Source organism: Tardiphaga sp. 768_D3_N2_1 (genome assembly GCF_052076105.1).
In the GTDB taxonomy this organism is placed as follows: Bacteria; Pseudomonadota; Alphaproteobacteria; order Rhizobiales; family Xanthobacteraceae; genus Tardiphaga.
Map to the genome: position 1 here is coordinate 2553113 of NZ_CP197245.1, position 13116 is coordinate 2566228.

Below are 13116 nucleotides of genomic sequence, written 5' to 3' on the forward strand. Positions count from 1 at the left end.
CACCGCTTACGCCTCGGGATCGACATCGTCGAGGAACGCCGCTGTCGGAACGAAGAACAGCGTCCCCGTTACCGCGCGGCTGAAATCCAGCAGATGGTCGTAAGTGCCCGGCGGGTTGCCGATGAACATATTCTCCAGCATCTTCTCGATGCGCTGCGGGGAACGGGCGTAACCGATGAAATAGGTGCCGAACTCACCTTTGCCCACTTCGCCGAACGGCATGTTGTCGCGCAGGATCTGAAGCTGCTCCCCGTTCTCTTCAATCGACGTTAGCACGTTATGCGCATACGGCTTTTTCTCGGAATCGCGCTGTTCGATATCGGACAGCTTGTGCCGGCCGATGATGTTCTCCTGTTCCTCGACAGGGACCTTGTTCCATCGCTCGACGTCGTGCAGATATTTTTGCACGATCACATAGCTGGCTCCGGCAAAGGCGGGATCTTCATCGCCGACAAGGGTGGCCGCTTCGGCTGCCTGACCGACCGGGTTTTCAGTGCCGTCAACAAAGCCGATCAGATCGCGGTCGTCGAAGAATTTGAAGCCGTGCACCTCGTCCACGACCGAGACCGCGCCGGCAAGCCGCGCCATGATATGCGTCGCCAGCTCGAAACAGAGATCCATGCTCGCCGCGCGGATGTGAAAGAGGATGTCGCCGGGTGTCGAAACGGCGGTATGCACGCCGCGAATCTCGCGAAACGGATGCAGGTCTTTCGGACTCGGCGCTCCGAACAACCGAGTCCAGGCGTCGGAGCCGATCCCCATGATGCAGGACAACTGACCGTTGAGATTGCGGAAGCCCACGCCGCGCAACAGGCTGGACAGGTCGCCACACAAGCCCCGAACCGCCTTCTCGGGCGCCGGTCCGGGATTGATCGTCACGACCAGGAATATCGCTGCCCGCGTCAGCCTGGCAACGACCGACTGAGACACGGGAGCCGGCAAGCTTGAAACCATGTTCGATCCGTTCGATATCAGTTGTGTCACGTATCTTTAGCGTGACGAAGACAGTATCTGCCGACGCGCCTATTGCCGGCTCACATGCTTTGCCGGCAGCCTGCCCCCATTCCACTTGCCATCGATCGCGCGTTCGACCTGCGCGGCCAGTTGCAGCAACAATCCGTCGTTGGCCTGCTTCGCCTGCGCCTGGATGCCGAGCGGCATGCCGTTCTCCTGCGCCGCCAGCGGCAGCGAGATGCCGGGGATGCCGCACAGGTTGGCGAGCGGCGTATAGGCGAAGTTCTGCCAGAGATTGGCGAACCAGTCATGTACTGATGGATTGTCGCTCATGGTGAGATATTCTGATGTGCCGACCTTCGGCGTCGGCTTGGCGGTGATCGGCGTCAGGATGATGTCGTAGCGCTCGAAGAAATTGCCGAAGGCACGCGAGGTCGTGTTGAACACCGCCTGCATCGCATTGCGCTCGGTATAGGAGGTGTTCAGCCCGCTCTCCCAGATCTTGATGTTGATCGGCTCGAGCAGATCGGCGGTCGGCTTATCCAAACCGAGCCGCACCAGATGACCGGCGATCACCTGCGCGAAATTGCTGATATAGCAGGTCGTCTGCGCGGCGAACGCCTTGCGGAAATCCACCTCTGGCAGTGCCCATTCCACATGATGGCCAAGCCCTTCGAGCATCTTGCCGACGCGTTCAAGCTCGGCAACGAAATGCGGCGGCGCTTTGTAGTCGCCCCACTCATGCGACAGCGCGATGCGCAATTTGCCGGGATCGCGCTTGATCAGCTCGCTATAAGGCTCGGCCGGCGACCAGAACGGCATGAATTCGCCGGGCGCGCCGCCGCGGCAATTGTCGACGAAAGCCGCAGTGTCGCGCACGCTGCGGCTGACGCAGCCCTGGATCGAGACCAACCCGGAGAGATCCGACAGCGCCGGCGCCAGCGAATAAACGCCGCGCGAGACCTTCAGGCCGATCAACCCGTTCACCCCCGCGGGAATGCGGATCGAGCCGCCGCCATCGGTGGCATGCGAGATCGGCAGCACGCCGGCAGCCACCATCGCCGCCGAGCCGGCGGAGGAACCGCAGGTCGTGTAGTCGGTGTCCCAGGGATTGCGGGTAACATAGAGCTCGTTCTCGGCAGAACTGCAGACGCCGAATTCCGGCGTGGTGCTGCGGCCGATGATGTTGAGTCCTGCCTGGCGGATCTTGCCGGTCAGGAAGCTGTCCTGCGCGGGGCGATGCCCCTGCATGATCATGGAGCCGAATTCCTGCAGTCGCCCCTTCAGGGTCGGGCCGAGGTCCTTCATCAGGTACGGAACGCCAGCGAACGCGCCGTCCGCATTCATGCCGTCCTTCAGCGGATCGACCACCACGTCATCGAACACTTCGACGACGGCATCGAGCGCAGGATTGGTGCTGGCGATGCCGGCCGCGGCCTGCGCCGCCACATCGGCCGGGGACAGGTCGCCCTTGCGCACGCGCGCGGCCAACGCCAACGCGTCGTGTTTGGCCCATTCGTCCCAGCTCATCGCCAATGTCATGTCGCACGTCCAATTCGAGATTCGGTTGGTGCGAGCCTAGACCGGATAACGGTTTTTTCGGAAGCCGTGGCAGGTGCCCTGAGCGCGCGGCTGACGCAGGGCAGACCAGCGTGCCGAATGGCGATCGCCGTCCCCCTCCCCGGCGGCGGCGGCAAATTCCAGCAGGACGTCAGCGTGCGGCACCATAGCCGGGCCACTGATACCCGAGTAGCGCTTCGCTTCACCCATCCCGCGAAATACTTTGGCGTCAAAGGCGCAACAGGTTCAGCACGGTGCCGACGGCAGTAACAAGAGTCAGCCCGATAACGATCGCCCGCCAAAGAAACTGCTGACGCGCCGTGCGCCGGTCGTGGAACGCCAGCCAGTCGCGGACGAAACCACCCGGAATATCGAATATGACCGCGCGTTTGCCGGGATGACGGGTTTCATGGTCGGCGAACATCGCCCGTACATTCATCAGGCCCAATCGCTCGAGCTCGCAATGCCATTGCCATCCGTGCTCGCCGTTGCTCCACCGGTTCTCGAAGGGAAGCTTGTGCGGTTTCATCGCGCACCTCCGTCACATCTCCTCATCCCGAGGAAGATATGGTCTCACCGATGCCAGCGGCAGATCTCTTAATCGCTAGCCGATCATTATTTGCCGACAGTGGCTAACCGACATGACCACCACTGGGGGTGGGTGAACCTGACCGCTGCAAACGGGCCAGCGTCACCCGCAATTCCAGATCGGCCCGATCGGGGTCCTCGTCCAGCACGGGCCGAAGCTGCCGCCATTGTACTGGCCGCGATAGAAGCCGGGCCGGCCGAAATAATACTTCTCGCCGTCCGACCAACGGTAATAGACCGGGGTGCGGTCGATATACCAATGGCGTTTGTCGCGCTTGGCCATGCGCAGGTCCGCGCGCTTCTGCATGAACAGCGGAACGCTGTTGTTCAGCGGCTGGTGATAGCCCGGCAGGAAACCGTAGCCCTTCCATTGCTGCGATTTCTTCTTGACCGGCGCAGCCAGTGCAACGGCGGAAGTGAGCGACAGGACGAGAGCAATCAACAGACACATGAATCGCGACATGCCCGCAGCATAGAGATTTGGCGCGCAGGCAGCCATTCAAATTCAGGTGGGGCGGATGGATTGCTCAGGCTATCCCCGCGACGTTGTGTCTCCGTCGTAATACCCTCACGCCATGAAAACCAAGCCCCTCGCCGATATCCTGTAACGCGTCGGGACGTGGCCGCCACATGTGCAAGACGAACTGGCGGCCTATGCCCGCGAGCTTGAAGCCGGCGTGACGCGTATCAGCCTACGCCAAAAGAAATTGCCAGCATTGATCGCGGATTGCGGATTGAGGGCTGCCGATGCAGGCCGGTTTGCCACCGTGATTGATGTCGAAGCCGCCTTCGCCAAATTTCGCGGCTGATCAAGATTGTCTATACGGATGACGCTGCGCTCATCCAGCCCAATTGCTTTACAACTTCGCACATCGGGTTTTATGATACCTGCACCCTTGGACAAAAAACTCAGCGAGCCGCATTCACTGCCGAGCTGATCGTGAAGCGCGACGGACCCCGCCCCAAATTTGGAAGACCGTGATGCGATTTTTGTTCTGCTATCTGTTGGCGATCGGCTTTCTCGGGACGCAGGCATTGGCGAAGGAGCCAACATTCTTCCAGAAACAACTCAGCGCATACGTGGCTGCACACCCGATCGGTTTCCCGGCAGAATTACGAAGTGAGCGTCTGCCCATTGATGTGCTCTTAAAATTCTCACTCGACCGGGATGGTAAACTGTTGAACCCGAAAGTCGAAAAGGGAACAAGCATTCCGAAGGTCGATCAGGATTTACTGGAGTGGCTGGCGAAGCTGCAACCATTCCCGATAGTTTCAGCCGACGACGAGGCCCTGCAAGAGATCCATTTACCGGTCCGGTTTGGAGCGCGGCCACCTGGGCAGACTTACGAAGAGAGCGAGAGAAAAATAAAACAGATGATCGGAAACGTCTGTAAGGGCTGCTAACCGATCGCGCGGCAGCCCTCGAAATGTCGGCGACGTGCAGACGCTGATCACCTTGCAAGGTTCAACGCCTCCCATCGCTGAGCAGCGATCCCGATCAGTTCCTGCTCATGTTGATGGTGACGTTCCGGATGTCGCCTTCGGACGATATCGAGAAAGACTGCTTGTTGCCGCGCGTCGAGAGCGACAGGCTGGCCGAGAAGCCCGGCGCGTCAATCACGGCCGAGATGAGGCCGCCGGATTCCCGACCCGCGATACTTCCGCTGATTCCGCGACTGGTCTCGCTCCATGATCCGGCGATGGTCCCCTCCTGGCTGACCACATCGCTGTTGAGGTCGAAGCGGTAGCTGTCGCTCGCGCAGCGCAAGCTCTGCAGGAGCCGCCTTTCACCGTTGCTGACCTGATATGTCGCCTTGCAACGCAGCCGCTCCTTCGATCCGTCGGACAGCGAGATCGCTCCTGCGCCTGCCCAGGATCCGGTAAGGCCCGTGAACGGCAGCGACTGCGCCGCCGCCGACCCCGAGGCGGCGACGAGCAGGATCGACACCAGCGCAAGCCGGCGGGGCGAAACGATCTTGCGAAGCATGGAAAGTCTCATGAGGTCACTCCTGTTTCAGCACGCATGTGCCGGGTTTGAAAGTCGCGTCGCGCATCAGTTGCCGCTTGCGACTTGCCGCGTGGTTGTTGTGTGTGACTCCGCCACGGAATCCTGATCGTCGGAGGGCGGGGATTTCGACCAGAGACGGTTGCCCCGCGCTCTCTCATAACCGTACTCGAACAGCGCGCGCATATAGGCGGTATCGAAGCCCGACATCGGCGATGGCGGTCGATCGCCCTCGATATAGGTCAGATTGAAACCGAACTTGTTGCGGCGAGCGAAAGCGTAGGTGTTGTAAAGGATGGAGCGTGTCTGCATCTTCGTTACGGTCGATGACGACCGCGCAGCGATTTCGATGGTGGAATTGGGAATGACCTGAAATTCCCGTTCGATCTTGTTGTTGATCAGGACGTAGAGTTGCAGCTTCTCTGCTCTGGCGAATGTCGCGTCGCGCAGCAGGAAAGCCTCCGGCAATGTCAGGACAGGCGCGGTGACGCCGCCATCGACATGCATCTCCTCGAAGCGCTTGCCGTTCGCCTCCGCACTCACCAGCATCGGTGGAAACACCACGGGCAGGCTCGCCGATGCCGCAACAACATCCCGGAACAGGTTCAGTGCTTGGGGCGTACGGAGCGACGCGATCCGTCCCATGTCCCAGATGGCAGTGCGCTGGGAATCCAGATTGGTCGTGACGATGAACAGCATCCGCCCCTTCGCATGTTCGGCTGCGACAGCGGCAACGAAGTTCTCGTCGATATACTTCGCCACCAGCTCGCGTAACCGCGTGTTGCCAAACAGGCCCGAACCAAAGATCGCATTGAACGGATTGGGCGCGTCGAGCAGGCTCGCGGCGACGCCACTGGTGTAGACGTCGCGCAAGGTCGCGTCATAGTCGGAACCGAGAAACGCGAAGGGCGCGATCAGTGCGCCGGTGCTCACGCCGGATACCATCGAGAATGACGGACGCGTCCCCGCCTCGGTCCAGCCATTGAGCACGCCGGCGCCATAGGCGCCGTCCGCCCCGCCTCCGGAAAGCGCCAGATAGGTTCGAGGCCCTCGTAGCGCGACCTGGTTCTGGTCGCTTCGGAACGTCGAGGCCGGTTCGTCCGCATAACGGCGCAGGTTCGTGAGATCGAGGACGCGCGCACTGGATGCTTCCGCGACGCTATACTGCGTCCGTGGCAGCGACGAACATCCGGCGACCAGCAAGCTCAGCGCCGCAACGACAAGCAACGAGATCGACGGCCGCCAATGGCGGCCATGCATGACATGTTCGGTCAGGAGAGCGCTCACGGGTTCGACGCCCCGCTTGCGGAACTGCGTCGCTGGACGACCTGAAGGGATGCCGCAGGTGGGGTGACGAGCTCGAGATAGTCCTGGTGGATCGCCTGGATGGTCTTCCGCTCGTCGAACTTGATCCGCCAACTGCTCGGCGAACCGTTCCCCACGATGACTCCCTGGCGATCGCCGTATTTGGGATGCCGTTCACGGCCGAGACGGCTCATCCGGACGCGGGCACCACGGAACAGCCGCGGTGGCGATTTGCTGTCATCCGCATTCTTCATGCAGCCCCCGCCCCGTCCGGCGCGTGCTGGGCAATCAGTGTCGCTTTCGCGGTGGCCAGGGTTTCGATCGGCTTGGACCGCCGATCCGCAGTGCCAGCCTCGTCGGCCAGCAACGGAGACATCATTTTGAAAGCGTTATGCATTTGACCGCGACAATTAAGTGAGCAATCACTCACTATTATTGACTGACTCAAAAGTCAATAGCACCCCGCCGAGCGTTCGATTATCCTCGCCCCATGAATGCTGAGCTGAAGAAGCGCGCCCGGCGAAAAGCGGAACGACCGATCGAGATTCTCGATGCGGCCTTCGAGGAATTTGCCAAAAACGGCTATGCCGCGACCCGGCTCGAGGATGTCGCCGCCCGCGCGTCCGTCACCAAGGGCACGATCTATTTCTATTTCGAAACCAAGGAGCGCGTGTTCGACGAGATGATCCGATACAAGTCCCAGGCGTTCTTTCCCGAACTGGAAAGCTATGCCGCGACGCTGGAAGGATCATACAACGCGCGCCTGCGTGCACTCATGGTCTTCGTCTATCGCAAGATCGCCGAAGACAGACCTTTCCGCGAAACACTCCGCTTCCTGGTCGCCGACGGCTGCCGCTTCCCCGATCTCGTGGACCGGCACTATGACGAGTTCATGCGGCCGGTCATCGACCAGTTCCGAATGGTGATTGAAGCAGGAGTAGCAGCCGGCGAATTCCGCCCGTCGCAGGCAAGCACATTCACCGAAATCGTGATGAGCCCGGCGCTGCTGTTGACCGTGTGGTCGCTGTTGTTTGGAACGCGAAGGCAGATCGATGTTGCGGTCTTCACCGATGCCAGTATCGACCTGCTGATGAGAGGAATCGACACGTCCCGTTAGTCCGGGCGTGGGACTGGATCATCAGAACGTCGGCGGTGTGCAGGCGCTGATCACTTCGCAGGGCCTGCTGCCGACGCAGCGAAACCGGTGCGGGCGGCGGCTCTCGAAATAATAGGCATCGCCGGGATCGAGGACACGACGCTCGTCATCGACAATGACTTCCAGCCGCCCCGAAATCACGATACCGCCCTCCTCGCCGTCATGCACCAGCGGCACGCGGCCGGTGTCGCTGCCCGGCTCGTAGCGCTCCTTGAGAATCTGCAAAGCGCGACCAAACAGGTTATCGCCGACCTGCCGATAGGAGATCGGCGACTTGCCAATCTCGGTCAGCTCGTCGGAGCGATAGAACGCCTTGCGTGGCCGGTCCGGCTCGATGGCGAAGAATTCGGCGAGTCCCATCGGGATGCCGTCGAGGATGCGCTTCAGCGCGCCGACCGACGGGTTCATCTGGTTGGACTCGATGAGCGAAATCGTCGAATTGGTCACGCCCGCGCGCTTGGCCAGTTCACGCTGCGACAGCTTGTGACGCGCCCGCACGAAGCGGAGCCGGTCGCCCAGATCGATGCTCACGCCAAATCCCTGTTGCGAGTGTTGCGGATCGGGCAAATATGGCTCGGCCCATTCAGCAAAATCAACAGCTTAATCAGTCCAAGAAAAGGACTTGTTGCAATGTTACGAACATGATCCAGATGCGAAAATCAGCCGAGATTCATCCCATGGGAGCGCGCCGTGACCGTCCATCAGATTCCGAACAGCCTGCAACTCGACACCTTCTGGATGCCGTTTACGGCCAACCGGCAGTTCAAGGCGGCGCCGCGCATGTTCGCGGCAGCCCAGGGCATGTATTACACCACTGAAGACGGCCGCAAGGTGATCGACGGCTCCGCCGGCCTCTGGTGCACCAATGCCGGTCACGGCCGCCGCGAGATCGCCAGCGCCGTCGAGAAACAGCTCTCCACACTCGATTTTGCCCCGGCCTTCCAGATGGGCCACCCGCTGGCCTTCGAATTCGCCAACCGCCTCGCCGAGATCGCTCCCGCCGGCCTCGACCGCATCTTCTTCACGAATTCCGGTTCTGAATCCGGCGACACCGCGCTGAAGATCGCCATCGCCTATCAGCGCGCCATCGGTCAGGCCACGCGCACGCGCCTCATCGGCCGCGAGCGCGGCTATCACGGCGTCGGCTTCGGCGGCACCTCGGTGGGCGGCATGGTCAATAACCGCCGCGCCTTCGTCTCAGCCCAGCTGCCGGGCATCGACCACATCCGCCACACCCATGATCTCGCCCGCAATGCCTTCTCGAAGGACCTGCCGGAATACGGCGCCGAATTCGCCGACGATGTCGAGCGTCTGGTCGCGCTGCATGGCGCCGACACCATCGCTGCCGTCATCGTCGAGCCGGTGCCGGGCTCGACGGGCGTGCTGCCGCCGCCAAAGGGCTATCTGGAGCGCCTGCGCGAACTCTGCACCAAGCACGGCATCCTGTTGATCTTCGACGAAGTCATCACCGGCTTCGGTCGCCTCGGCGCGCCGTTCGCGGCGCAGTATTTCGGTGTGACGCCGGATATCATGACCACCGCCAAGGGCATCACCAACGGCACCGTGCCCTGCGGCGCTGTGTTCGCCAGCCGCAAGATCTATGATGGGCTGATGACCGGTCCGGAAAGCCAGATCGAGCTGTTCCACGGCTACACCTATTCGGCGCATCCGGTCGCCTGCGCCGCCGGCATCGCCACGCTCGACATCTACAAGAACGAAGGCCTGCTCACCCGCGGCGCGTCGATGGCGGAATACTGGCGCGACAGCCTGCATGCGCTGAAGGGCCTGCCGAATGTCATCGACATCCGCAATTGCGGCCTGATGGGCGCCGTCGAACTCGCCCCGCGCAAGGACGCGCCGGGCGCGCGCGGCTATGAAGTGATGGTGGATTGCTTCAACACCGGCCTCTATCTGCGCCAGAGCGGCGATGCCTTCGCGATGTCGCCGCCGCTGACCGTCGAGAAAAACCATATCGACGACATCGTCTCGATCCTCAGCGACGCCATCAAGCGCGTCGCCTGAGCCGACACGCGTCTGATCCAACACGGCCCGGATGAAGCACCTGCTTCATCCGGGCCGTTGTTGTTTAAGAGATCCAGTTGTCGATCAACTTGCGTTGCCATGCGCCCGCGGGCACATCCACGCCACATCATCCGCGCTCATCACCGGCGACGGCGTGACGGTGTTGCGCGAACCTGTGCCGGTCGTCCATGAGAAGCTGCCGAGCGACGCCATGACAGGCGCTATGGCAAAGCGCGACATCATCGCAACATTCACCATCGCCGGCACGTCGACTTTGGGATGGCTGACGATCGCGTCCAGGATCAGGCCGAAGGCGGCCAGTCCCAATGTTCGCTTGCGAGATCTGATTGAGGTCTTGCGGAATTGGATCGGCATCGCGGGCTCATTGGCTTGAGGATGCGCACGCACCAAGGTCGGAGCGCGCCGACGGGTCGACGTCACGCGCCGTTTTACCGATCAACTGTGACCATCCGGTCTGATGCCGCGAACAACAAAGCTCGCAACCGATCACGTCGCGAAGAGTCGCGCGACAATTCTCATCACATTCTCATGACGAAGCTGCACGGGACGCGAGCAATCGCCGATGCGCCAGAGCTACGTCGCCACCATGGCCCGCTTCGGAGCGCGGTGCACAGCAATGCAGGACAGGACACTGAGCACCACCAGTGCGAAGGCCGCTATTTCCAGCGGGGCCGGCATGCGCTGTTCCCATACGAAACCGTAGATGAGCGCGAACAGGGTCTCGAACAGGATCACCTGCCCGACCAGCGTCAGCGGCAGCAGCCGGCTCATCCGATTCCATAGCGCATTGCCGAGGATGGACGCGAACACCGCGACGCCGATCGACACCGCCGCGAACTGCGCCCAGGCGAGCCCGCTATGCGTCGCCGTATCCATGGCGAGCGCCATCGGAATCAGGATCAGGCTCTGCACGCCCGTCACCACGCCGGTCAGGAGATTCCATTCATGCGCAGAGACGCTGTCGAGCCGCGCCAGCGCCCGGCTGTTGCCGATCGCGAAACTCGTCCATGAGATCAGCGCACCGATGGCGCAGAGAAGCCCGATGACCTGCTCGCGGACCACGCCGGATGACGGCATCGCCACCGCGTACCATCCGATGCAGAGTGCGCCGGCCGAACACAGCATCAACGATGGCATCAGCCGGTTAAGCGGCACAGCGCCGCGGTCCCTGCTTCCGATGATGGTCACGGCAACGGGCAGGAATCCGATGACCAGCGACGTCATCGCAATGCCGCCGATCTGCACGGCGCTGGTCAGAAGCACGTAATAGAGCGTGTTGCCTGCAAGGGCGAGCCAAGCCAGCGCAAACCATTCGCGGCGCCCGAGCCTTGCGAGCAGCGAGCGCCAGCGCGGCGCAATCAGGGCTGCGGAAATCACGCCGTAAACGAAGTAGCGCGCCGCCGCCAGTTGCAGCGGGCTGAACGCATGCGCGAGTTCGGGCGCCAGAAACACCAGCCCCCACAGCGCGCCGGCGCAGGCGCCAAACAGAATACCGATTGATATCGAATTGCCGGGAGAGCCGCTCATGTGACGATGCCGCATCAAATTGTTACGGCCGGGGAATATCATCGCTCATGCGATTAAGGCGCTCTTGATTGCGACCCGAAATGCAACAAATACTCGCGTATGGACCCCAAATCGCATGCCGCCCGCGCGCTCGACCCGTTCGACCGCGCCATTCTCCGCATCATCCAGCGTGACAACAAGACGCCCCAGCGTGCCATCGCCGAGGCCGTCAATTTGTCGGCCGCGGCGGTGCAGCGGCGCATCGCCGCGATGGAACTAGCCGGCGTCATCGCGGCCAACATCGCCATCATCGATCCCGCATCGGTGTCACTAACGATCACCTCCTTCGTGGAGGTGTTTCTGCGCGACGAACGAGCCTCAACGGTCGATGCCGCAAAGGCGCTGTTCCGGAATGCCCCGGAAGTTCAGCAGTGCTACTACGTCACGGGCGGAACGAGCTTCGTGCTGATCGTCGTCACCAGGGATATGCGCACCTATGAGGCGGTGACCCGCCGTCTGTTCTCCGAGAATGATTTCGTCAAGGGCTTCCGCACCCTGGTCGCGCTCGACCGCGTCAAGGCCGAGACGACAGTCGTGATCGAATAATGGAAGTGCCGCAATGAAAGTGAACCCCGCCGGAGACGGCGGGCTTTGCAATTCTTCTCGACAACGTTCAACCCGTGCTTCGCTTATTCGGACAGCGTCTCGATCACCCGGCAGTCGCAGACCCTGCCATGACTGCACTCTTCCACCATGCGCTTCAATTCTCCGCGTAAGGCGGTGAGTTGCGCGATCCGGCGCTCGACGTCCGACAGGTGCCGACGCGTGATCCGATCGACCTCTGCGCAAGACTGATCGGGTCCCTCGCTCAGGGTCAGCAATTCGGCGATGTCCGTGATCTCGAAGCCGAGTTCGCGTGCGTGCCGGATGAAGTTCAGGCGGGCAACATCCTCGGGGCGATAACGGCGCTGCTTTCCCTCCGTCCTTGTCGGCGCGGCCAGCAGACCAATCCCCTCATAGTAACGGATCGTCGGCACCTTGATGCCCGTCAGGCGCGACGCTTCTCCGATTGCGTAATCCATTTTTCCCTTGAACCTCTAGTCGCTAGAGGTTGTACGCTTGTCTTACGTTGAGAGGAAGCGTGATGTCCGACAAGACCTGCTGCACTACCGACACCTGTTGCGAGCCGCCGCCCATCGATTTTTCGAAGTCGAACGCAAAGCCGGTCTCCCCGGCGGCTTGCGGGACTGAGGCATGCGGTTGCTCCGGCGGCGTTCCGGTCTTCGACGGCGTCGATCCCCGTTACAAGCGCGTGCTGTGGACGGTCATTGCCATCAACGGCCTTATGTTTCTTGTCGAGATGATCGCGGGACAGATCGCGGGATCGCAGGCGCTGAAAGCGGATGCGCTCGACTTCCTTGGTGATACGGTCACTTACGGACTGAGCCTCGCAGTCATCGGCACCGGCATCAGGACGCGGGCAACGGCGGCCTTGTTCAAGGGCCTTTCGCTCAGCGTCATGGCTCTGTGGGTGTTCGGTTCGACCGTCTACCACACACTTATCCTCGGCCTTCCAAGCGCCGAAGTCATGGGCGCCATCGGCTTCCTGGCGCTGGCAGCCAACCTCGCCTCGGTGCTGCTCCTGATGCGTTACAAGGACGGCGACGCCAATGTGCGCTCTGTCTGGCTGTGTTCCCGCAACGATGCCATCGGCAATGTCATTGTCATGTTCGCAGCCCTGGGAGTCTGGGGCTCGTCGAGCGCGTGGCCGGATCTGGCGGTTGCTGCCGTGATGGCCTTCATCTTTCTCTCCTCGTCGGTGCAGATACTCCGTCAGGCCTGGGCTGAATATTCCGGACAGCCCGTCGCCATCGGCATGTCCCAGCGTTCCTGAGACAGATGGAAAGCGGTTAATTGTCTGATTTAATGGATGGAATTGGCGGACACATACCCACCTAGCCGCAATCATAATTAAGTAGATCAAAAATCCAGTTACAAC

General features: G+C 61.4%; 17 protein-coding genes. 6 read left to right on the forward strand and 11 right to left on the reverse strand.

From position 1 onward, the window contains the following. Window positions 1-6: 6 nt before the first annotated feature. The 4 genes from AB8A27_RS11795 to AB8A27_RS11810 all read right to left on the reverse strand — a co-directional run bounded on the left by AB8A27_RS11795 (window position 7) and on the right by AB8A27_RS11810 (window position 3565). Window positions 7-954: a Dyp-type peroxidase gene (locus tag AB8A27_RS11795; RefSeq protein WP_441242064.1), complete on the reverse strand. Its 948-nt coding sequence runs from the start codon at window positions 952-954 to the stop codon at window positions 7-9. Between the two features lie 69 nt (window positions 955-1023). Further along, entirely contained in the window at window positions 1024-2496 is a 1473-nt protein-coding gene (locus AB8A27_RS11800) for an amidase (protein ID WP_441242065.1), read from the reverse strand. 247 nt (window positions 2497-2743) lie between these two features. Further along, entirely contained in the window at window positions 2744-3043 is a 300-nt protein-coding gene (locus tag AB8A27_RS11805; protein ID WP_441242066.1) for a hypothetical protein, read from the reverse strand. Window positions 3044-3205: 162 nt separating this feature from the next. Continuing rightward, entirely contained in the window at window positions 3206-3565 is a 360-nt protein-coding gene (locus AB8A27_RS11810) for a hypothetical protein (protein WP_092144573.1), read from the reverse strand. A 169-nt stretch (window positions 3566-3734) separates the two neighbouring features. On the opposite strand from AB8A27_RS11810, the gene AB8A27_RS11815 reads away from it, so the two are divergent. Both AB8A27_RS11815 and AB8A27_RS11820 read left to right on the forward strand, forming a co-directional pair. Next, window positions 3735-3911 carry a hypothetical protein gene (locus tag AB8A27_RS11815; protein WP_441242067.1) on the forward strand — a complete coding sequence of 59 codons (177 nt, stop codon included), beginning with the start codon at window positions 3735-3737 and terminating at the stop codon, window positions 3909-3911. Window positions 3912-4083: 172 nt separating this feature from the next. Further along, a complete protein-coding gene (locus AB8A27_RS11820) occupies window positions 4084-4506 on the forward strand; it encodes an energy transducer TonB family protein (protein ID WP_441242068.1) in 423 nt (140 codons plus the stop codon). A gap of 94 nt (window positions 4507-4600) precedes the next feature. Here AB8A27_RS11820 and AB8A27_RS11825 read toward each other — a convergent pair whose 3' ends face one another. From AB8A27_RS11825 to AB8A27_RS11835, 3 genes are read right to left on the reverse strand one after another with little or no spacing between them, the layout of a single operon-like run. After that, window positions 4601-5101 carry a hypothetical protein gene (locus AB8A27_RS11825; RefSeq protein ID WP_441242069.1) on the reverse strand — a complete coding sequence of 167 codons (501 nt, stop codon included), beginning with the start codon at window positions 5099-5101 and terminating at the stop codon, window positions 4601-4603. Window positions 5102-5155: 54 nt separating this feature from the next. Then, window positions 5156-6367, reverse strand: coding sequence for a patatin-like phospholipase family protein (locus AB8A27_RS11830; protein WP_441244889.1), 1212 nt, complete (start codon window positions 6365-6367; stop codon window positions 5156-5158). 23 nt (window positions 6368-6390) lie between these two features. Continuing rightward, complete coding sequence (locus AB8A27_RS11835) at window positions 6391-6666, reverse strand: hypothetical protein (protein WP_441242070.1); 276 nt, start codon at window positions 6664-6666, stop codon at window positions 6391-6393. 236 nt (window positions 6667-6902) lie between these two features. Between AB8A27_RS11835 and AB8A27_RS11840 the strand changes: the two genes are divergently transcribed. Continuing rightward, the gene (locus tag AB8A27_RS11840) at window positions 6903-7529 is read left to right on the forward strand and encodes a TetR/AcrR family transcriptional regulator (protein ID WP_441242071.1); all 627 of its coding nucleotides are present in this window, start codon (window positions 6903-6905) and stop codon (window positions 7527-7529) included. A gap of 21 nt (window positions 7530-7550) precedes the next feature. Here the strand turns inward: AB8A27_RS11840 and AB8A27_RS11845 are convergent, their stop codons facing one another. Further along, a complete protein-coding gene (locus AB8A27_RS11845; protein WP_441242072.1) occupies window positions 7551-8099 on the reverse strand; it encodes a cupin domain-containing protein in 549 nt (182 codons plus the stop codon). 159 nt (window positions 8100-8258) lie between these two features. Here AB8A27_RS11845 and AB8A27_RS11850 point away from each other — a divergent pair, with 159 nt between their 5' ends. Further along, the gene (locus AB8A27_RS11850; RefSeq protein ID WP_441242073.1) at window positions 8259-9590 is read left to right on the forward strand and encodes an aspartate aminotransferase family protein; all 1332 of its coding nucleotides are present in this window, start codon (window positions 8259-8261) and stop codon (window positions 9588-9590) included. Between the two features lie 84 nt (window positions 9591-9674). Here AB8A27_RS11850 and AB8A27_RS11855 read toward each other — a convergent pair whose 3' ends face one another. Further along, on the reverse strand, window positions 9675-9965 hold the full coding sequence (locus AB8A27_RS11855) for a hypothetical protein (RefSeq protein WP_441242074.1): 291 nt from the start codon (window positions 9963-9965) through the stop codon (window positions 9675-9677). 219 nt (window positions 9966-10184) lie between these two features. Continuing rightward, window positions 10185-11138 (reverse strand): DMT family transporter, encoded by a 954-nt coding sequence (locus AB8A27_RS11860; RefSeq protein ID WP_441242075.1) that lies wholly within the window; start codon window positions 11136-11138, stop codon window positions 10185-10187. 99 nt (window positions 11139-11237) lie between these two features. Here AB8A27_RS11860 and AB8A27_RS11865 point away from each other — a divergent pair, with 99 nt between their 5' ends. Beyond that, entirely contained in the window at window positions 11238-11723 is a 486-nt protein-coding gene (locus tag AB8A27_RS11865; RefSeq protein WP_441242076.1) for an Lrp/AsnC family transcriptional regulator, read from the forward strand. 83 nt (window positions 11724-11806) lie between these two features. Here AB8A27_RS11865 and AB8A27_RS11870 read toward each other — a convergent pair whose 3' ends face one another. Continuing rightward, window positions 11807-12199, reverse strand: a complete 393-nt coding sequence (locus AB8A27_RS11870; protein ID WP_441242077.1) for a MerR family transcriptional regulator — start codon at window positions 12197-12199, stop codon at window positions 11807-11809. Between the two features lie 62 nt (window positions 12200-12261). On the opposite strand from AB8A27_RS11870, the gene AB8A27_RS11875 reads away from it, so the two are divergent. Next, window positions 12262-13011 (forward strand): cation transporter, encoded by a 750-nt coding sequence (locus AB8A27_RS11875; protein ID WP_441242078.1) that lies wholly within the window; start codon window positions 12262-12264, stop codon window positions 13009-13011. The last annotated feature ends 105 nt before the right edge of the window (window positions 13012-13116 follow it).

Bases quoted from the DNA above. Each gene is read 5' to 3' on its own strand.
- AB8A27_RS11830 (WP_441244889.1), bottom strand. From the start codon at position 6,367: ATGCATGGCCGCCATTGGCGGCCGTCGATCTCGTTGCTTGTCGTTGCG.
- AB8A27_RS11840 (WP_441242071.1), top strand. From the start codon at position 6,903: ATGAATGCTGAGCTGAAGAAGCGCGCCCGGCGAAAAGCGGAACGACCG.
- AB8A27_RS11835 (WP_441242070.1), bottom strand. From the start codon at position 6,666: ATGAAGAATGCGGATGACAGCAAATCGCCACCGCGGCTGTTCCGTGGT.
- AB8A27_RS11810 (WP_092144573.1), bottom strand. From the start codon at position 3,565: ATGTCGCGATTCATGTGTCTGTTGATTGCTCTCGTCCTGTCGCTCACT.
- AB8A27_RS11805 (WP_441242066.1), bottom strand. From the start codon at position 3,043: ATGAAACCGCACAAGCTTCCCTTCGAGAACCGGTGGAGCAACGGCGAG.
- AB8A27_RS11870 (WP_441242077.1), bottom strand. From the start codon at position 12,199: ATGGATTACGCAATCGGAGAAGCGTCGCGCCTGACGGGCATCAAGGTG.
- AB8A27_RS11795 (WP_441242064.1), bottom strand. From the start codon at position 954: ATGGTTTCAAGCTTGCCGGCTCCCGTGTCTCAGTCGGTCGTTGCCAGG.
- AB8A27_RS11800 (WP_441242065.1), bottom strand. From the start codon at position 2,496: ATGACATTGGCGATGAGCTGGGACGAATGGGCCAAACACGACGCGTTG.
- AB8A27_RS11825 (WP_441242069.1), bottom strand. From the start codon at position 5,101: ATGAGACTTTCCATGCTTCGCAAGATCGTTTCGCCCCGCCGGCTTGCG.
- AB8A27_RS11865 (WP_441242076.1), top strand. From the start codon at position 11,238: ATGGACCCCAAATCGCATGCCGCCCGCGCGCTCGACCCGTTCGACCGC.
- AB8A27_RS11860 (WP_441242075.1), bottom strand. From the start codon at position 11,138: ATGAGCGGCTCTCCCGGCAATTCGATATCAATCGGTATTCTGTTTGGC.
- AB8A27_RS11855 (WP_441242074.1), bottom strand. From the start codon at position 9,965: ATGCCGATCCAATTCCGCAAGACCTCAATCAGATCTCGCAAGCGAACA.
- AB8A27_RS11875 (WP_441242078.1), top strand. From the start codon at position 12,262: ATGTCCGACAAGACCTGCTGCACTACCGACACCTGTTGCGAGCCGCCG.
- AB8A27_RS11820 (WP_441242068.1), top strand. From the start codon at position 4,084: ATGCGATTTTTGTTCTGCTATCTGTTGGCGATCGGCTTTCTCGGGACG.